Annotated in this window: 20 protein-coding genes; 19 read left to right on the forward strand and 1 reads right to left on the reverse strand. The window is 37.0% G+C overall.

The window, feature by feature from the left end; all coding sequences use genetic code 11:
- Nucleotides 1–164: 164 nt before the first annotated feature.
- From DRF57_RS17280 to DRF57_RS17370, 19 genes are all read left to right on the forward strand, one after another.
- On the forward strand, nucleotides 165–1,070 hold the full coding sequence (locus DRF57_RS17280) for an arginase family protein (protein ID WP_115919841.1): 906 nt from the start codon (nucleotides 165–167) through the stop codon (nucleotides 1,068–1,070).
- On the forward strand, nucleotides 1,071–1,664 hold the full coding sequence (locus tag DRF57_RS17285) for an HPP family protein (RefSeq protein ID WP_115919843.1): 594 nt from the start codon (nucleotides 1,071–1,073) through the stop codon (nucleotides 1,662–1,664).
- Nucleotides 1,665–1,669: 5 nt separating this feature from the next.
- Entirely contained in the window at nucleotides 1,670–2,014 is a 345-nt protein-coding gene (locus DRF57_RS17290) for a hypothetical protein (protein WP_047491081.1), read from the forward strand.
- A 30-nt stretch (nucleotides 2,015–2,044) separates the two neighbouring features.
- The gene (locus tag DRF57_RS17295; RefSeq protein ID WP_115919845.1) at nucleotides 2,045–2,953 is read left to right on the forward strand and encodes a TIGR01777 family oxidoreductase; all 909 of its coding nucleotides are present in this window, start codon (nucleotides 2,045–2,047) and stop codon (nucleotides 2,951–2,953) included.
- A gap of 27 nt (nucleotides 2,954–2,980) precedes the next feature.
- Entirely contained in the window at nucleotides 2,981–3,571 is a 591-nt protein-coding gene (locus DRF57_RS17300; protein ID WP_047491085.1) for a Crp/Fnr family transcriptional regulator, read from the forward strand.
- A 51-nt stretch (nucleotides 3,572–3,622) separates the two neighbouring features.
- Entirely contained in the window at nucleotides 3,623–3,982 is a 360-nt protein-coding gene (locus DRF57_RS17305) for a hypothetical protein (RefSeq protein ID WP_047491253.1), read from the forward strand.
- Entirely contained in the window at nucleotides 3,969–4,550 is a 582-nt protein-coding gene (gene nudK, locus DRF57_RS17310; protein ID WP_115919847.1) for a GDP-mannose pyrophosphatase NudK, read from the forward strand. Before DRF57_RS17305 ends, nudK begins: the two co-directional genes overlap by 14 nt.
- Nucleotides 4,551–4,605: 55 nt before the next feature.
- Nucleotides 4,606–4,983, forward strand: a complete 378-nt coding sequence (locus DRF57_RS17315) for a hypothetical protein (protein ID WP_115919849.1) — start codon at nucleotides 4,606–4,608, stop codon at nucleotides 4,981–4,983.
- 104 nt (nucleotides 4,984–5,087) lie between these two features.
- Complete coding sequence (locus tag DRF57_RS17320; protein WP_115919851.1) at nucleotides 5,088–5,783, forward strand: DUF2306 domain-containing protein; 696 nt, start codon at nucleotides 5,088–5,090, stop codon at nucleotides 5,781–5,783.
- Between the two features lie 237 nt (nucleotides 5,784–6,020).
- Nucleotides 6,021–6,416 (forward strand): VOC family protein, encoded by a 396-nt coding sequence (locus tag DRF57_RS17325; protein ID WP_115919853.1) that lies wholly within the window; start codon nucleotides 6,021–6,023, stop codon nucleotides 6,414–6,416.
- A 613-nt stretch (nucleotides 6,417–7,029) separates the two neighbouring features.
- Entirely contained in the window at nucleotides 7,030–7,278 is a 249-nt protein-coding gene (locus DRF57_RS17330; RefSeq protein ID WP_047491109.1) for an acyl carrier protein, read from the forward strand.
- Nucleotides 7,279–7,376: 98 nt separating this feature from the next.
- Nucleotides 7,377–8,864 (forward strand): phytoene desaturase family protein, encoded by a 1,488-nt coding sequence (locus DRF57_RS17335; protein ID WP_047491111.1) that lies wholly within the window; start codon nucleotides 7,377–7,379, stop codon nucleotides 8,862–8,864.
- Nucleotides 8,861–9,877: a diiron oxygenase gene (locus DRF57_RS17340; RefSeq protein ID WP_115919855.1), complete on the forward strand. Its 1,017-nt coding sequence runs from the start codon at nucleotides 8,861–8,863 to the stop codon at nucleotides 9,875–9,877. The genes DRF57_RS17335 and DRF57_RS17340 overlap by 4 nt, the downstream gene beginning before the upstream one ends.
- A 57-nt stretch (nucleotides 9,878–9,934) precedes the next feature.
- The gene (fabG, locus tag DRF57_RS17345) at nucleotides 9,935–10,690 is read left to right on the forward strand and encodes a 3-oxoacyl-ACP reductase FabG (protein ID WP_084083806.1); all 756 of its coding nucleotides are present in this window, start codon (nucleotides 9,935–9,937) and stop codon (nucleotides 10,688–10,690) included.
- A 17-nt stretch (nucleotides 10,691–10,707) separates the two neighbouring features.
- Nucleotides 10,708–11,952 carry a beta-ketoacyl-[acyl-carrier-protein] synthase family protein gene (locus tag DRF57_RS17350; RefSeq protein ID WP_115919857.1) on the forward strand — a complete coding sequence of 415 codons (1,245 nt, stop codon included), beginning with the start codon at nucleotides 10,708–10,710 and terminating at the stop codon, nucleotides 11,950–11,952.
- On the forward strand, nucleotides 11,939–12,979 hold the full coding sequence (locus tag DRF57_RS17355) for a beta-ketoacyl synthase N-terminal-like domain-containing protein (protein WP_115919859.1): 1,041 nt from the start codon (nucleotides 11,939–11,941) through the stop codon (nucleotides 12,977–12,979). The genes DRF57_RS17350 and DRF57_RS17355 overlap by 14 nt, the downstream gene beginning before the upstream one ends.
- Nucleotide 12,980: 1 nt before the next feature.
- Nucleotides 12,981–13,463: a 3-hydroxyacyl-ACP dehydratase FabZ gene (gene fabZ, locus DRF57_RS17360; protein ID WP_115919861.1), complete on the forward strand. Its 483-nt coding sequence runs from the start codon at nucleotides 12,981–12,983 to the stop codon at nucleotides 13,461–13,463.
- 2 nt (nucleotides 13,464–13,465) lie between these two features.
- On the forward strand, nucleotides 13,466–14,194 hold the full coding sequence (locus tag DRF57_RS17365; protein WP_115919863.1) for a thioesterase II family protein: 729 nt from the start codon (nucleotides 13,466–13,468) through the stop codon (nucleotides 14,192–14,194).
- Between the two features lie 29 nt (nucleotides 14,195–14,223).
- Nucleotides 14,224–15,444, forward strand: coding sequence for a cytochrome-c peroxidase (locus tag DRF57_RS17370; protein WP_115919865.1), 1,221 nt, complete (start codon nucleotides 14,224–14,226; stop codon nucleotides 15,442–15,444).
- 171 nt (nucleotides 15,445–15,615) lie between these two features.
- Here the strand turns inward: DRF57_RS17370 and DRF57_RS17375 are convergent, their stop codons facing one another.
- The gene (locus DRF57_RS17375) at nucleotides 15,616–17,919 is read right to left on the reverse strand and encodes a hypothetical protein (protein WP_115919867.1); all 2,304 of its coding nucleotides are present in this window, start codon (nucleotides 17,917–17,919) and stop codon (nucleotides 15,616–15,618) included.
- Nucleotides 17,920–18,241 lie beyond the last annotated feature (322 nt).

Genomic DNA, 18,241 nt, shown 5'->3' on the forward strand with positions numbered 1-18,241 from the left:
AATACGTGAATTTAGTCATTTCCATTAAAATCTAATATAAAGTACTGGCAGTTCAAGGTTAAAATCAGAAAAAGATTAAATCAGTTTCCTTCAAGAAAACGATTACCTTTCTCACTACTATCCATTTACAAACGGATAATTCCGTACCTTTGTCAAAATTCATTATGAAAAGGGATATCAATATTTTTGAGTTTCCTCTCAACTTAGGACTTACAAAAAAGGAGCATGAAACTGAGCCCGGAGTCAGAAAACTTCCGGATTGGCTCAGAAAATTTGATTTTCATAAAAGAATTGGTCCTCAACATATTTTCAGACTGGAAGCTCCGGAATATGCCATGGATTTCGATAAAGAATCAGGGGTTAAAAATGCAGATGCTATTATTGAATATGCTAAAAAGCAGGCTGACCTTATGCTGAAGAATTATGATAAAAGCACGTTCAATATCATTCTTGGTGGAGATTGCAGTATTCTGATTGGAAATGCTGTTGCATTGAAAAAACTGGGAAACTTCGGGCTTTTTTATCTTGATGGTCATACCGATTTTATCCCTCCGCAATTATCAGAAACCGGAGGTGTTGCAGGAATGGACCTTGCTATAGTTTCCGGAATTGGGCATGAAAAGCTAACCAATATTGATGGGCTTAAGCCTTATTTCCTTCAAGAAAATATCTTTTGTAGCGGCAATGCAGAGACAGATGATGAGGAATATGTCAGCCAGGTCATCAGTTCCAACATTCATTATTATGATCTTGACCATCTCCGGAAAAACGGATTCAGAAAAACGGCTGAGTTTTTTTTGAAAATGACAGCTGAAAAAAAGCTGGATGGTTTCTTTATCCATTTTGACGTGGATGTTTTGAAAGATGAGATCATGCCGGCAGTAGACAGCAGAATGGAAGATGGCATAAGCTATGATGATCTGCAAGAAATGTTGATTCCATTGATTCATCATCCTGAATGTTTTGGAATAGAGATCACCATTTTAGATCCCGATTATGATAAAAATGGATTTTATACCCAGGCTTTTGTAGAAAATTTAATTCAAATTATAAACAATAAAGAAGACTAAATGAAGAAGACCATAAAAAGAACGTTTAGAGTCTCAAAGTATGTCATATATAAAGAAACGCTGGTTGATTACAAAGAGCATTTCTGGTCATTTTTGGGTGCTTTTTTTGGGATTGGACTTATTGCATTCATCCAGTCTCATTCTTTGGCAGAGACTGAGAATATATTCCTGATCGGTTCCTTTGGGGCCTCCAGTGTTCTTATTTATGGAGCTATTCAGAGTCCTTTGGCTCAACCCAGAAATCTGATAGGCGGACATGTTTTATCAGCTCTTGTGGGAGTTACAGTGTATAAAATTGTTCCGGATATCATCTGGCTCTCTGCCCCGCTGGCCGTAGCTTTTTCCATTGTCATCATGCAGTATACCAAAACACTGCACCCACCTGGCGGCGCGACGGCCCTTATTGCTGTAAGCTCTACCGGAAAAATACCTGAATTAGGGTACTGGTACGTTATCTCTCCTGTTTTATCGGGGTGTATTATCCTGCTGATTGTGGCATTATTCTTCAATAATATAACACGAAACAGAAGCTATCCTTCCCACGGCAGGTTTATAAGATTGTTAAAGAAAAGACATACAAAACACACAAAATAAATAGCATGAACTGCCTGGAATGTGGCGAAAAGATCATCGGAAGGTCTGACAAAAAGTTCTGTAATGATGCCTGCCGGAACGCCTACAATAATAAACAGAATAAAGATTCTACTAATCTGATGCGAAATGTGAACAACAAGCTTCGTAAGAATTATCGTATCCTGGTAGAAATAAATACCGATGGTAAAACAAAAGCTCCAAAATCCAAACTCGATGGCTTAGGTTTTGATTTCGATTATTTTACCAACATAAAAGTCTATAAAAACGGGTCTGAATACAAGTTTATTTATGATTACGGATACAAGCTTTTGGAAGATGATTTTATACTGATCGTAAAAAACCAGATATAATCCTTCCTTCACCACCAAAACGATATGAATATGAAAGAAATTGTTCTGATTACAGGCGCTAGCGGTATGATTGCCCGGGAACTGGCAAAAAAATTAGAAAATGAATATAGTGTAAGGTTCCTTACCCGAAAAAAGAAACATGATCATGAATATGAATGGGATGTCAGAAATAAGACAATAGATGAGTCTTCGTTGGAAAATGTTTCCCATATCATTCATTTGGCGGGTGCCAATATTTCAGAAAAACGCTGGACAGATGAAAGAAAAAAAGAATTGATTTCCAGTAGAGTGGATTCTGCGGCATTATTACAGAATACTTTAAAAAAGAAAGAGATTAAACTTAAATCCTTTATTTCAGCTTCAGGTATTAATTTCTATGGAACTCAAACCACTGAAAAAATTTATACCGAAGAGGATAAGCCGGGAAATGATTTTTTAAGTGAAGTGGTTGTTTTATGGGAAAGAGCAGCCGACCATTTCAAGGAACATAACCTTGCAGAAAGAGTGGTGAAAATCCGCACCGCTGTTGTACTTTCTGAAAAAGACGGAGCATTAAAAAAAATGGTTCCTCCCATTCAATACGGTATAGGATCTCCTTTAGGAAGCGGAAGGCAGTACATGCCATGGATTCATATTGAAGATATCTGTTCAATGTATGAATTTGCTTTAAGACAACCCTCTCTTCACGGCGCTTATAATGCCGTTTCCCCTCAGCATATCACCAATAGTGAGCTGACCAAAGAGATTGCTGAAGTACTCAAGAAGCCCTTATTGATGCCTAACGTTCCGGCTTTTGTTTTAAAATTTTTATTTGGAGAACTCGCTACAGCTATACTGGAAGGATCAAGGGCCTCATCACAAAAAATCCAGAATACAGGTTTTCAATTTAAGTTTCCGGATCTGAAAGAAGCCCTGGCAGACTTATTAAAAATAAAATAACGGAATAAAAATTTTTACTCGTTCTACATGGAAGACCTTTTAATTCTAAAAAATATATCCCGGCATATTTCACTCAATGATCAGGAAATTTCCTATTTTATGTCCTTATTAAAAGAGAAAAAGGTTCAGAAAAAAGAACTGATTTTAAAACAGCAACAGGTCTGCAAAGAAATCAGTTTTGTTCAGTCAGGTATTCTTAGAGCATTCTACCTGGATGCTGCAGGAAAAGAATCTACCATTATGTTTGCTGTTTCTGATTGGTGGATTACCGATATGTTCTGTTTCATCAACCAACAACCTGCCATGCTGAACATTGAAGCCCTGGAAGACAGTGTCATTTTGCAATTACAAAAAGACAGTCTCGATGAGTTGTACCTTAAAATCCCAAAGTTTGAAAGATTCTTCAGAATTATGATGCAAAATGCCTATATAAGAGAGCAGCTGCGTGTTATTGAAAACCTTTCCCTTTCAGCAGAGGAACGATATGACAGTTTTCTCCAAAAATATCCCCTGGCAGCCCAGCGGGTTACTCAAAAACAAATTGCCTCATATTTGGGTGTTACTCCAGAATTTTTAAGTACCATGAAAATAAATAAACAGAAAAATAACCCCTCTTAATCTACATTATTTTTTTTACCTTGTAAGTTCCGTTATTTTATGCAAAAAAATATGCTTATACTTATTGCAGGTCCCTACCGTAGCGGGACAAATGATGATCCGGAATTGATTCAGCAGAACCTTCATAACCTTGAAGCTGCAGCACTCCCTATTTTCAGAAAAGGACATATCCCCATCATTGGAGAATGGATCGCATTACCATTAATCAATCTTGCGGGCTCTACTCAGATGGGCGATGAAGCATGGCAGGAAATACAATATCCGGCGGCTCACCGTATTTTAGAAAAATGTGATGCGGTACTCCGGATACATGGAATTTCTAAAGGAGCTGATGAAGATGTGAGAATTGCCAAAGAAAAAGGCCTTAAAATTTATTATAACATAGAAGATATACCCGATGCAAAATCCTAATATTACTATTCTAAAAACGGAAATCCTATCAGATAACTGGTACACTTTAAATAAAGTGACTTATACCATTTTAAAAAAAGATGGAACTATAGAAACCCAGAGCAGAGAAGCTTACGACCGAGGAAATGGAGCCGTCATTCTGCTTTACGATACATCTTCCCATACTGTTATTCTGACAAGACAATTTCGTTTACCTACCTATATCAACGGAAATTCAACAGGAATGCTTATTGAAGCCTGTGCCGGTCTGTTGGATAATGACAATCCCGAAGACTGTATCAAAAGGGAGACGGAAGAGGAAACAGGATATAAAATTTCTAAAGTTGAAAAGGTATTTCAAGCTTATATGTCTCCCGGTTCTGTAACAGAAATTCTTTATTTCTTCATTGCTGAATATTCTAATGAAATGAAAATTGCTGATGGCGGAGGTCTTGAAGAAGAGGGAGAAAACATTGAAGTATTGGAATTACCATTTGAAAAAGCTCTCCAAATGGTAGACTCAGGAGAAATCAATGATGCTAAAACGATTATGCTGCTCCAGCATTTACGGATTAAAAGTATTTTATAACAAAAATTACCTATACCATTTGTAATCTATAACTAATCAATTTTTAAAACAAACCATGGACAACTTTAGTATTATTGAGCATGTAACCCTTGCTATTAACCCCCAATTTAAGGACTGGGTTCTTTTCAAAAATGGTACCTATATCATCTTTGATGACATTGCCAATGTAGGTAATGTAAAGGATGAAGCGATAAAGCTGATGAAAGAATACGGACCTGTATTTGGAGGCACACCCGCAGGAGATTTCAATACCATTTATCTTACTGAAACCGAGGGTTGGCTTGTTGCAGGACACGGCTATGGAATGTATACCTACGTACACCCTTCAGAACTTGAGAATGATACACCCAACGATCTGGAGATCGGGCTGTTTGGGAGATCAAAAAGAAATCTGGATGGGATGGATCCTGAAATCATCCATGTGAATAAATAGCATATAAGTTTGTTATGGTTCAGGTAAATGGCTATACTTTGAGATTTTAACAGATACTTGTTCTGACCATTTTCTATAATAATCTGCACAATGATCAACTATTGATGACAAAGACGTTACGAATAAACATTCTTAAAATTCTGGCTCTATTTTCAGTACTTCTTTTCAGTATTCTCATGCTGAAAGTAATTTCTCAGTACACCAGTTTTGAAAAAAATGTGGGTTTCCTTATGGTTAAACAGCAGGTAGTTGGAAACCCATATTGGCTCACTTTTTTTTATATTCATATCTTTTCCATTACACTTTGTCTTTTGGCTGGCTTAACGCAGTTTTCCAACCGCTTCCTGGCTGAGAACAGAAAACTCCACAAAATCATCGGTAAGATATATGTTTACAGTATCCTTATCATCAATGTTCCTGCCTGTTTTGTCCTGGGTCTGTTCTCTAACGGAGGTTTAATCGGGATTACAGGATTTTTGCTGCAGGATATTCTTTGGGCTTATTTTACCATAGCAGCGGTTATCTCCATCAAAAAAGGAAAGATAATCAGCCACCAAAACTATATGATTTTAAGTTATGCCGTTACTACCACGGCTCTTACTTTCAGAATCATCAAAAACCTTTTTTATAATGAAGAATATCATAATTATGAGCTTTTTTATGGTATCAATGTATGGCTGGCTCTATTTATCAATTTATTTATCGCCTACTTAGTTTTCAGAAAAAAAAAGTCTTTATCGGCCAAGGTTAAGATTTATAAGGAAAATAATGAAGGTAATGAACAGGATCACAAGAAATGAACTGACAAATACCAAAATATTTAAAGAAGAAGCATATTTACTTTTTTGAGTCCATCTTTTAAAAAGGCGCATCACCAGATAAGAAATTCCTGCAAATAATATAAGGGTAAGGATAAGAAAAAAATAGGGCAATGTCCAGCTCATGTAATTATTTAATTGATGTAAAACTATTATTTTAAAATTAAAAAACAAGATCTATCTGTAAATAATATCATAGATGTTAAAAAAAAGGAAATTATGGAAATAAAAAACATAGATCATCTCGTATTAACCGTTGCAGACATTGATAAAACGGTTGAGTTCTACACCCAGATTATGGGATTTGAAGTGGTAACCTTTGGGGACAACAGAAAAGCCCTGGCCTTTGGGAATCAAAAGATTAATCTGCATCAAAAAGGAAAAGAATTTGAGCCTAAGGCGGAGCATCCTACCTGTGGATCTGCAGATCTTTGCTTCATTGCCAGAACAGATATTTTTGAAGTTCTTGAAGAACTTAAACAAAAAGGGATACCCATTATTGAAGGTATTGTAGACAGAACCGGGGCTATGGGAAAAATCCAATCTGCTTATTTCCGTGATCCGGATCATAACCTCATCGAGGTGAGTACTTATAACGATCCGGATTTCAAATAACCACAAACATATTATTATAGTAAAATATGAAGCAGAATGTACTCAATTCATCCTGTTTCAACATTATACATTCTGTATTTATAAAGAAAAATATACTTAAAAACGGTGGTATTTTTAAAAAAAATAAACACAAATAAGGTCATAACTTAAATAAAAGTCAATGCAATAAAACATTCATTTATTTAATTAATATTTCACTATAAAGTTACTTATTTTCTTTGTCAGTTGTTTTTAGTATAGTATATTTGTCAAACAAAACCAACAAATAATGAAATACGAAAAAAACATTTCCCCCTATCTGATTCCCAAACAGATGGATTCTATCCACTCCTACACGGACATTAACATTTTAAAATAGTTTTAGTCTGTAATTATCCTTTTATTCTTATCAGAAAATACATATATGACAGGTGTGAGGATAGTATGTTTTCATCAAACAATACATCAGCCTCTCCCCTCTTTTATCATCATATTATAAATATTTGGATGACCATAAAAAGGTAAATACGGCCAAACTTATAATTGTACCCTCAGCATTAGTATAACCCTTATACTAATCAGTTGCTTTTATACTATAGTAAAGCGCTCATTATAATAAATTAAAATATAAATTATGGAAAAACAAGAAAAATTATTCGAAAAAGTGTACGAGATTTTAGGTGATATTACGGAGTGTAATCCAAAGGAGATTCAGCCGGATACCAACCTGTTACACGATATGGGAATGACCTCTCTCATGGGGCTGGAAGTTTTGGTAGAACTGGAAAGAAATTTTCAGGTCAGCCTTGATGAAGAGCTTTTAGCTAATATGACGACCCCAAAAGATATTGTTAAAGTTTTGGAAGAAGAACTAGCAAGCTAAAATCTTGACTATTCATTCATATTTTGTTCAAAAAATGAACAGGTAGGGAATGAGACAAATTATCAAAATCAACTTATTGTAACAAACCAACACAAAACATGATTGACAATATTAATGTCGATGATTTGGTGATTGGAGCCGGTCTCTGTGGGTTAATGTATGGCTTAACAGCTGCCACAGAGGGACGCTCTGTCGTCATTAGCGAAGCACATCATAAAGTAGGCGGATATGCTACCAATTTTTACAGAAACAAGAGAAAATTCATTTTTGACTGTAGTCAGCATAAAGTAAGCGGACTCAGAGAACATGTAGGAAACCTCTGGAATACTCTGAAAAGGTTGGAACTCCATTCTTTACTGGAAGAGTTTCATCTGCATGAAGAAATCGGAACCGTCGTTTATAGAGGCAACTTTATCAGAATTCCCTCGGAACCGAACGAAATTAAAGAGACTCTGAGAATGTACTTTCCGGATGAAACCACCGGAATAGAACAGCTATTTAAGGATATAGAAACCCATGGATATCAGCATTATATGTTTTTCAGAAGACTGATGAATGAGTATACCATCAACAAAGATATCTTAAGAGAAAGCAGAGGCCTCTCCAAAATTACAGCACGGGAATATTTTGAAACAATATTTAAAGGAAATGATATCATTGAAGTACTCAGCCCTATCGCCATCTATTCGGGGTCTATTTCCAATGAAGTGAATGCTTTTTATTTTCTTCATTGCCTGTATGCTATGTTTTATGGAGGCCAGGCTTATGTAAAAGGAACAGGACAACACCTCTCGAATGTATTACTCAAAGAATTTATCAATCGCGGGGGGATCCTGTTAAAAAAGAATCCGGTCTATGAGATGGAAGACCATGATGAACATATGCTCGTCAAAACCCGAAAAAATATGATCAGGGCCAAGAATGTAATTGCAACCTGTCCTCCGGAAGATGTACTGAAAATGCTGAAGAAACAGGAATATACAGACCGTTTCCAAAGCGTTATTAATAATTTTGAGGTCGGATGGGGACACTTTTGCGTATACATTGTAATCTCAGTTCCTCCGGAAGAAATCGGCATATTTTCTCCCGAATATCTTTTGGTTTCAGACTCAGGAGACAACTTTACGAAGGAAGACTTTGAAAACGACAGATATTATGATCTTTTTACCCTGAGTATAAGCAATTATCATAGATTTGATCCTGCCGGCGGCTATGTCATCCAGCTTGTCATGCTGGATCATGGAGACAGATGGTTTCATCTTTCTGAGGAAGAATATACTGCCCGAAAACAAAAAATTCAGGATAAGTTTATAAAAAGAGCCCTTAAGACATTTCCAAAACTTGAAGGAAAACTGATCTATACAGAATCATCAACACCAAAAACAAATTACAAATTTACTCTTGCCACCAAAGGTTCTGCTTTTGCCTATAAGATGCTCCCCAGAACCAACTTAAGCCTGCTTAGTGACTTTCCCAATGACAAAATTAAATTAGTCAGTACCTGGGCTGGAGGTCCGGGTTATGAGACTGCAATGTGTTTTGGCTTTACGCAAGGTAAATTATTGAGTAAAAACACAAAAATATGAATCCGTTAAAGAAAAAAACACTCAGCCCAAGATTTTCAGATCTGCTGGAGAAGCTTAATAAAGCATCTGAAAAAAAGCAAATGAGCCTGCTTCTGGATCACCCCTGGGATGAACCCATAGATAATGTATGGCTCAAGAAGAGAGAAAATATTTCCATCTATGGAACTCCGTATTATGATCTTGCATCAGAGGAAGAAAGAAGGCTTCTGTCTGTATATGAAACCGGAGCCTGGTGGTATACGTTTATTGTATTTGAAAACCTGGTCTCGGAATATTATATGAAAATTGTAAATCATGGTTCTCTGAAAAGATTTCCGGAGGTGGTAAAATATATACATCATTTCTGCAAAGAAGAAATCGTACATGCCATGGTATTCCGAAAAGCAATGAATTATTTTAATATTGCCCCCTTCCCTGTTCCTTTAAACTTACGGGAAATATACAGCCATAATGCCTCCATGTCTGAATTTCCGCTTAAAGCCATCTACCTTACTATTTTAATAGAATGGCTGGCAGAAAACAATGCCATGGAAGACTGTAACAGCAAAGAAATTTCCAAACTTTCCCGGGCAGTAGCGGTAGAACACCATAAAGAGGAAGCGAGACATATAGAATGGGGAAAAAATATGATCCGGGAATTTATAGATGTTGTTCCTGATTTTTTAAATGAAGCCAGGGAGATTACAGCTCCCATGCTAAGAAGTATGCTCGACATGTCCATATCCAGTATAATGGTATATGCCAGAGTTGGTTTTAAAGATAAAGCCTTTAAAAACTATAAAGAGCTTATCCCAACTGTTCTGAATACTGAAAACAGAAAAAAAATCAATTCAAAGATTATGGCCCCTATGATGAGGTATTTCGTAGAAATAGGAATCTGTACCCATGAGAATATAGAAGTATGGAAAGCAAATGGTTTTGAAAAAGATGTTGAAGATGCTGTCGAGTATTTTAAAAAGAAATCCACTAATGAAGGTGATATAGACAATGTCATGGATAAAGATTATGATTAAATATCAGTCTTTCACAAAACTATTCTAACACTTATTAATTAATATTAAATTTTTGGTATGCATATTAACTTAGATGGCAGACATTTCCTGGTGACCGGTGGTGGACGGGGAATTGGAAAAGCTATTGTTCAGCAATTACTTTTTTCAGGAGCATCCGTTTCATTTACCTATAATCAAGGCCGGGAAATTGCAGAAAAATACTTACAGGAACTTTCTGTTGAGTTTCCTGATAAGATCGCATTATACCATGCTGATATCCAAGATGAGGAACAGTCAAAATTATTAATAGAAACTATTGAAAAATCCTCATTAGGACCTTTATATGGGCTCATCAATAATGCAGGAATTACTGCAGATGCCCCATTTTTCAGCATGACCCATGCTATGTGGAGAGACGTGATCAATACCAACTTAAATGGAACTTATTTTCTTTCCAAAGCGGTTATAAAATCATTTATCCGAAAGAAAAATTCAAAAATAATCAATATTTCATCTGTTTCCGGTGTGCGTGGTGCTGTAGGACAGGCCAATTATGGTGCATCCAAAGCAGCCATTATCTCACTCACCAAAACACTCGCCTTAGAATTTGCCAAGTTTAATATGCAGGTGAATGCAGTGGCTCCCGGATTTATAGATACTGAAATGGTTGCCCAAATGAATGAACAGGATAAGAAAAAAATAGACCAGATGATCCCCATGAAAAGAATGGGAATGCCACAGGAAGTTGCCGACATGGTCACTTTTCTCTGTTCTGAAAAAAGCAATTATGTGACCGGTCAGACATTCGTTATTGATGGTGGATTAACCTTATAAATAAACACAAAACCAATATGAAAAGAGTTGTTATTACAGGAATGGGAGTCGTAAGCCCGCTAGCTTGTGAGAAAGATGATTTCTGGAAAAAAATACTCAATGGAGATACCGGAGTCAGTGATCTTACCAAACTGGATTCCTCAAATTATAAAGGGGTAACAAGAGCTGCAGAAGTGCATCTTGAAAAAGAATATCACAATATAAACGTCATTGAGCATTTCCGCCCATATGGAAAAGCTGTTACTTATGCTGCCGCTGCTGTAGATATGGGATTAAAAGATGCAGGGCTGGAAAATAAGTTTACTCAAAAAAACAACTATGGAATTATCCTGGGAACAACGAATGGCAATCAGGATATTGTAGAACGTATCGTTGACGAATGGGATCTTGGTATGGAGCATGAAGAGCTCAATCCTGAGGCCAATGAAACCCTGAATAGATTCAGACCTGTAGAGTTAAGTGCTGGTATTGCAAAATATTATCATCTGGGAGGTCCCAATATGGTTATCCCTACCGCCTGTGCAGCCGGGAATTACGCTATAGGAACAGCCTATTCTATGATTCAGGAAGGTAGATCTCCCCTTATTATTGCAGGAGGTGCAGATCCTTTTACAAGGTCATGTTATACTGTATTTTACCGGTTAGGTGCAATGTCAAAAAATGATTGCAAACCTTTCGATCAGGATAGAACAGGAATGATTGTAGGAGAAGGCGCTGCTGTTTTAATTCTTGAAGAATTGGAACATGCGTTGGCCAGAGGAGCAAGGATTTATGGAGAAATAAAGGGATATGGACTGGCTTGTGATGCATATGATCCCACAGCCCCGGATCCGGAAGGCTCAGGAGCTACATTATCCATGTCTAATGCTCTTGTTTCAGGTAATATTGACAGAAAAAACATCACCTATGTAAGTGCTCACGGAACCGGAACAAAAGCAAATGATGCTCATGAGATAAAAGCAATGAGTAATGTCTTTGGAGAAGGAATAAACACTTTATATGTGAATGGAATAAAATCAATGCTGGGACATTGTATGGGGGCAGCAAGTGCTCTTGAGGCTGTAAGCTCAGTTTTATCATTATATCATCAGCAAATTCCGAAAAACAGAAACACAGAAAGAATTGACGAATCTTTTAATATCAACTTCCAGATACAGCCATCCAAGGAAATAGAACATCATGTAGAACACGTTCTAAGTAATTCTTTTGCCTTTGGCGGTAACATCTGTAGTGTAATATTCAGCAAATATGATACAAATTAATTCAAAAACCGATATTGTAATTTCTGCTATTGGCTTTAACAGTCCGTATGGAACAGAAATAGATGAATACCTGAACAATTGGGGAAATCTGCCCCTACCTTCTTCTATCATTGAAGATCATGATCCTCAGAAATTTTTAAAACCCAAAGGGCAGCGTTTTCTGAATAAAGCCACATTAATTTACTGTAATGCCGCATTCCAGTCTATTCATAACCGGGATTTAGGTAAGTATATACAAAACAATCCGGAGAGGATTGGGCTCTATGATGGAACGGAACTATCTAACCTTGAGGACTGTTTTATTTTCGATTTAACAGCTAAAAATCAGGGACCGGACAGAGTAAGCCCTATGAAAGCACCCAGCACAATCGCTAATGCAGCAGCCAGCCAGATGGCTATACAAACCGGAATAAAAGGACCTAACTTCAGTGTATGCGCAGGAATGGCGGGAAGTCTCCAGGCATTGGATATTGCTTATCTTCATTTGAAACAGGGAATGATAGATTACGGAGTAACGGCTTCTACGGAGGTACGGAATTCCTATCAGAAAGCAATACAAAAAACCCAGAGAAATAAATCTCCGGAACTGGGAATCTCCATGATTCTGGAACGTCAGGAATCTTTAGAAAAGGACAACAGGAAGCCTTTAGCCCGAATTACAATGCTGCATTCTGAAACCTATACCCATGATGCAATTCCTTTTGAAACCTATTTGTATGAAATGTTATTCCCGGTCATAAGACTGTACAATACAGATACGATCATTGTCTCCGGCGGAACTTCCACAATACATACCAATATATTCGAAAACTTATTTAAAGAAAAGAATTTTCCTGTGACAGTATTGTATCCTGAAGATAAATTCGGTGATCTGGATAATGCCGGAGGAATGCTAGGTATTGCTTATGCCATTTCAGTATTTAACGGCCAAAACTCTCACAGAACAGACAAAAAAAACATCCTTGTCCTGTCAGCAGATCCGTCCGGAACAGTAATCTACACCATTATAGAAAAAAACAGTATATAGTATGAAAGCCATTTTAGAATCCTATCAAATCTCCCAAATAGTAAAATACCGATACCCTTTTTTACTCATAGACAAAGTCACCGAATATGTAAAAGGGGAAAGACTAAAAGCCGTCAAAGCTGTATCTATGGGAGAACCTTATTTTTCAGGACATTTTCCTGATTTTCCCATCATGCCCGGCGTCCTCATTACCGAAGCTCTTGCTCAGACCTCTTCATTAATGACGGTCCTGGATAGTCTGGATTGGCAAGCTGGCAGTGAAATTCCAACTTCAGAAGCAACTTCAATGGGAGTATTGGGAAGCGTTCAAATCAGCTTTTTACAATCTGTACTTCCAGGAAACTTACTGGAACTGGAGGTCAGCATAGATTGGAAAAAGGGATCCGCCAGCTCTGTGAACGTCAAAGCATCGGTAGAAGGCTCTATCTGTGCAAAAGGCAAAATCACAGTGATGTCTGTTGATAAAAGTAAAATCTCTTCTTAAGCATGAATACGCCTATTTTATTCTGTATTCCTTATGCAGGTGGATCATCAATGTCATTTTCAAATATTAGAAGCCTGATCAGCATGGAGGGGTTGGAGATTAAATGCCTGGAACTTCCGGGAAGAGGTCTTAGACACAAAGAACCACTCCTCTCCTCTCTGGATGAGGCAGTGGAGGACCTTTATGCACATATAAAAGACAGTCTGGTATTTCCGCAAAGACCTATTTTAATCTGGGGGCACAGTATGGGTGCTATTTTAGCCCTATTGGTTTCTTCCAAATTAAATAAATATCAGTTCAATACGGTTGGATTATTGGTTTCAGGAATGAAAGCACCTACCCACCAGTCATCACCTCATACCCTGTCCGAAAAGGCTAAAAACAAATTATTATCTGATCTTTTACCTATCAAGTATGAGCAGAACAAAGAGGCTCCTCTTTTTCAAAAAATTTATAAGAAAAGAATGGAGATTATGGAAAAAGATGTAGAAATATTGGAAAAATATCAGACTGATAATTGGTCAAAAATATCTGTATCCAATACTATAGCCGTTATCATGGGCGAAAGTGACGAACTATACCCTACCTTATCCTATTATGAAAACTGGAAACTTCATACTTCAGGCAATACAGAATGGTTTCCGATAAAGGGCAATCATTTTTTCCCGATGCAACATCCGGAAGAAACCGCCAGATTACTTACTCAAATACTAACACAAATATTGAACTAAAACAATCCATTAACTTAAAAAAACAAAAAATGAAAGTGAAAAAATTATTATTCTTACCGGCAATCGCCTTGCTTAGTCTAATGTATGCATGCTCCAATGATAGTATGACACTGGAACCTATTGCTGAACCCAATGCACAAATATCAGCTTTATCCATGTCCAGAAATGTCTCATCGCTATCTGCTTATTTTGGTGATAATATAGATTTCAACAATTTACCCAATTATGCCAACCAAAATATTCCCATGTATATATTCAGGAACAACATTCCGTTCATTAATCGTATCACCAATGAAGGAGCTACATTAGGAAGGGTTTTATTTTATGATAAGAAGCTCTCCAGCAACAATACCGTATCATGTTCCAGCTGCCATAAACAGGAATTGGCATTTGGAGATAATAATGTTGCCAGTCAGGGGGTAAATGGAACAACGGGCAGACATTCTATGAGGCTGATCAATGTGAGATTTGCAGAAGAAGCCAGATTATTCTGGGATAAACGGGCAGCCTCCCTGGATACCCAGACAACCATTCCGATAAAAGACCATGTAGAAATGGGCTATAGTGGTAAGAACGGAGCCCCATCATTTGATAATCTTATTACAAAACTTCAGGGCCTGGAGTATTATAAAGACCTTTTCACAAGAGCCTATGGCAGCCCGGAGATTACCGAAGAAAAAATGCAGAAAGCATTAGCCCAATTTGTCAGCAGTATCATCTCTTTTGACTCAAAGTATGACGAAGGAAGAACTATGAGTGGATCTGATTTTCTTGATTTCCCTAACTTTACCGCCGAAGAAAACCTTGGAAAAAAACTATTCCTGGAATTTCCTGTTGCTGTACGGGGAACCCGTGCAGGAGGAGGTTTTGGCTGTGCAAGCTGCCACCTGGCTTCGGAATTTGGGATGAGTGCCCTGAGTGGTAATAATGGCGTAATTGATAAAATAGGGAGTACTGACATAGATCTTACTGTGACCAATTCTCCTTCAATGCGGGATCTGGTTAATTCCAATGGACAACCTCATGCTCCTATGATGCATTCTGCTGTATTTTCTACGTTAGAGCAGGTAATAGATCACTATAACAATATTCCACAAGACCCCAGAAACAACAAACTGGATAATAACCTCCGTTTAAGAGGTTTAAATGCTACACCGGAGGAAAAAAAGGCGGTTATTGCCTTTATGAAAACTCTTACCGGAAAAAATGTTTATAAGGATAAAAAATGGTCAAACCCATTTATCAATTAATAGAATTTGATATAAAAGCCGGCTTTTGCCGGCTTTTTTTTAAACATCTCCGGAATCTCTCATAATTCCATTCTTCCGGATAATGCGGATCGTATTGTTTGATTTCCGAATCTATATGATATCCATAAATACAGTGTACCCAATATCATGGAGTATCATAGTGATAGACAGTTAAAGCCCAAATTTAGAAAACAGTCCCGGTTTTTTCCATGATGCTCTGTATTCATCAGCAATAGAATCATAGTCTGGAAAAGAACACACATGATCCAATATCGCATGTGCTTCCTTAAGATTACCAGACTTGTACAGAACAGCTGCCTTTGCCAGCTCTACTCCTTCCATTAATTTGTCATATCCCCACTCTTCATTATTATAGATCGTAAAAAACCTTTCAGCAAGTGATAAAGTCTGATCTTTATGATCCAGTTTACTGTAAATTCTGACTCCATAGCTGAGCCAAAGTACATAATCTTCAGTGTCCATGATTTCCGCATTGAAAGTATCATGATTACCAAATGCGGACGCAGCTTCCGGGTATGCTCCATGAAAATAATTGCTCTTTACCATCATATAAATTGTTTTCGCCCTGTCGAAACTGTCCAGCATAAAATCTTTTTTGCTTTCCAGATACTTATGAGCTGTGATGGCTACTTTTCTGTAATCTTCGCGTTCATTATAGAGCTGCATCAGAATATATTGTGGATGAGGTTCCCGGGGAAAACGTTCGGCAACTTTTTCATAATAAGATTGTCTGGTTATATAATCTTCGTTATCCAGACGCTGATCCATTATTTCCTCCAAAATATTCTTACCTGCTTCCAGATCCCTGTAATCATAATCACTGATCTCCGGATGTTCCATACTGTACTGATAGAAGTAAGTAAGGGTTTCTTCAGCATTCCTGTAAACATTATCACATCCCAGCAGGCAATGAACTTCAATCTGGCGTGCTTTATAGTATAAATTTTTATAAAAATAACGATCGTCCTCTTCATCATAGAGATTAAAATATCTGTTCAGCGCTGCCTCAGCCTCTTCATCGTCTTCACCCTCTAACAATGCATCCAGCAATACAAAATGAAGTTCCCTGAACTCGGAATATGTAAGCCCTTCAGAGGCTTTGGCGGCAGAAGTATAATGATCACCCTGCAAAGAATATTTAATGGCTAAATTATTACAGCACATCGCCCTGGTATGCAGGTCACTGTAATAATCGCTATCAAACTGGCCCTGTTTATAATATCTTCGGAATGCTTTGTAAGCCTGCTCATACACTATCCGGCTAACTTCAGTCCACAGTAACGTATCATTTTCATCTTGTATATTTTCTATAAACTCATTCAGATAAACTCCTTCATTATAGATGTCTCCGGGCAAATCCGAAAATACAGGAATTTCAGCCGGTATCACTTTATAAAGGTGATATTCTGATTCTGCTTTCCGTCTCCATGCCGTTGCGTTTGATGATAAGGCTACGGCTTTTTGTAGCAGGGGAATTGCCTCAGCGTAACTCTCTTCTTCATAGAGATAAGTCCCGGCAAAGTAGTAACCTGAAAAAAGTTCCGAATGTATAGTAATCACTTCAAGAGCATGCTCATAATAAAAGTGTTCAGAGATATTCATCAGGTCAGCATAATTTCTTTCAATGATCAGCTGGTAGTAGAAAACATCAGGATAATCATATCCGTTTTGAATCAATTCTGCAAAACGCTGATGCCACTCTACCAGCTTTTCCTGTATATACAAAGCACTGTTAGTCCCTTTGATGGCTTTCAGCATCATCTTCACTGAAAGATCCGGAGCATTATTTTCATAGGCAATATCTGCAAGGTTAATAAAATCATTGTCATCTCTGCTTACAAACGTAGATTGTCCCTCTTCAATAAGAGTTATTAATTTTTCTCCGGGGATCATTTTTTCGCGATCCAGCAGATATATCTTTTTGATCCAGAACAAGGAGGTATTTTTATCCCTCAGCTCCCGGTTGTCTGCAAATGCTCTTTGAAAATAATATATTCCGCCTTCAAGGCTGTTTAAAAGGGCCTCATTTTCGCCCAAAGATTCATATATTTTTACCAAAAAATCATAGCCATAGGCTTCGTATTCAATATGATCCAGTAAACGTTCTGCATATGTTATAAATTCTACCTTGTTTTCTTCTGTGATATGTTTTTTCATCCTGCCTATCTGCATCAATGTATATTCGTTGCTTAAAGGATAATCCAGAATATTATAAAGGGCTTTAAGGTTGTTCGGATTTAGTTTTAAAATTCTGCGCAGATACGGAATTACTTTGTCACAGATAGCATTGTAGACTTCTTCATGTCCTTCATCATACACCCTGTCATGATGTGCCACTGCCATTAAAAATAAAACGTCTTCATGGTCAGGATGGGATAATAAGTAGTTTTCACCCTGTGCAATACACTGTTCCAGTTCTCCACGATAAAACAGCTGTTCAAAATTGTTGTACATTATTAATATTTTGTTCTAAAATTCTATTGTTTTTTCCTATCAGCTTTAGAAGCCTAAGGATTTTTTGATGTGGTATGCAAAATATAAAAAACAAAATTAAAAACAGAGGAAAATACCCATAAAATCAGGAATAATATGATATTAAACTTATAGACCTTTACGCGTAAAAACTCAATATGTCTGATACAGAAAAGTTTATCATCATGAGCCAGAATAGTAAATTATTATACAAAAAATTAAAATCTTATTAAATCAGAAAAATTACTGCATAAAATTGCCCTAATTCTTTAATTTTCAAATTTAAAGCCTTAATTTTGAAGCG

It is taken from the genome of Chryseobacterium rhizosphaerae, from assembly GCF_003385455.1.
In the GTDB taxonomy this organism is placed as follows: domain Bacteria; phylum Bacteroidota; class Bacteroidia; order Flavobacteriales; family Weeksellaceae; genus Chryseobacterium; species Chryseobacterium rhizosphaerae.

Excerpts from the sequence above, each read along its gene's own strand:
- DRF57_RS17280 (WP_115919841.1), top strand. The coding sequence starts at position 165 with ATGAAAAGGGATATCAATATTTTTGAGTTTCCTCTCAACTTAGGACTT.
- DRF57_RS17285 (WP_115919843.1), top strand. The coding sequence starts at position 1,071 with ATGAAGAAGACCATAAAAAGAACGTTTAGAGTCTCAAAGTATGTCATA.
- DRF57_RS17290 (WP_047491081.1), top strand. The coding sequence starts at position 1,670 with ATGAACTGCCTGGAATGTGGCGAAAAGATCATCGGAAGGTCTGACAAA.
- DRF57_RS17295 (WP_115919845.1), top strand. The coding sequence starts at position 2,045 with ATGAAAGAAATTGTTCTGATTACAGGCGCTAGCGGTATGATTGCCCGG.
- DRF57_RS17300 (WP_047491085.1), top strand. The coding sequence starts at position 2,981 with ATGGAAGACCTTTTAATTCTAAAAAATATATCCCGGCATATTTCACTC.
- DRF57_RS17305 (WP_047491253.1), top strand. The coding sequence starts at position 3,623 with ATGCTTATACTTATTGCAGGTCCCTACCGTAGCGGGACAAATGATGAT.
- nudK (WP_115919847.1), top strand. The coding sequence starts at position 3,969 with ATGCAAAATCCTAATATTACTATTCTAAAAACGGAAATCCTATCAGAT.
- DRF57_RS17315 (WP_115919849.1), top strand. The coding sequence starts at position 4,606 with ATGGACAACTTTAGTATTATTGAGCATGTAACCCTTGCTATTAACCCC.
- DRF57_RS17320 (WP_115919851.1), top strand. The coding sequence starts at position 5,088 with ATGACAAAGACGTTACGAATAAACATTCTTAAAATTCTGGCTCTATTT.
- DRF57_RS17325 (WP_115919853.1), top strand. The coding sequence starts at position 6,021 with ATGGAAATAAAAAACATAGATCATCTCGTATTAACCGTTGCAGACATT.
- DRF57_RS17330 (WP_047491109.1), top strand. The coding sequence starts at position 7,030 with ATGGAAAAACAAGAAAAATTATTCGAAAAAGTGTACGAGATTTTAGGT.
- DRF57_RS17335 (WP_047491111.1), top strand. The coding sequence starts at position 7,377 with ATGATTGACAATATTAATGTCGATGATTTGGTGATTGGAGCCGGTCTC.
- DRF57_RS17340 (WP_115919855.1), top strand. The coding sequence starts at position 8,861 with ATGAATCCGTTAAAGAAAAAAACACTCAGCCCAAGATTTTCAGATCTG.
- fabG (WP_084083806.1), top strand. The coding sequence starts at position 9,935 with ATGCATATTAACTTAGATGGCAGACATTTCCTGGTGACCGGTGGTGGA.
- DRF57_RS17350 (WP_115919857.1), top strand. The coding sequence starts at position 10,708 with ATGAAAAGAGTTGTTATTACAGGAATGGGAGTCGTAAGCCCGCTAGCT.
- DRF57_RS17355 (WP_115919859.1), top strand. The coding sequence starts at position 11,939 with ATGATACAAATTAATTCAAAAACCGATATTGTAATTTCTGCTATTGGC.
- fabZ (WP_115919861.1), top strand. The coding sequence starts at position 12,981 with ATGAAAGCCATTTTAGAATCCTATCAAATCTCCCAAATAGTAAAATAC.
- DRF57_RS17365 (WP_115919863.1), top strand. The coding sequence starts at position 13,466 with ATGAATACGCCTATTTTATTCTGTATTCCTTATGCAGGTGGATCATCA.
- DRF57_RS17370 (WP_115919865.1), top strand. The coding sequence starts at position 14,224 with ATGAAAGTGAAAAAATTATTATTCTTACCGGCAATCGCCTTGCTTAGT.
- DRF57_RS17375 (WP_115919867.1), bottom strand. The coding sequence starts at position 17,919 with ATGTACAACAATTTTGAACAGCTGTTTTATCGTGGAGAACTGGAACAG.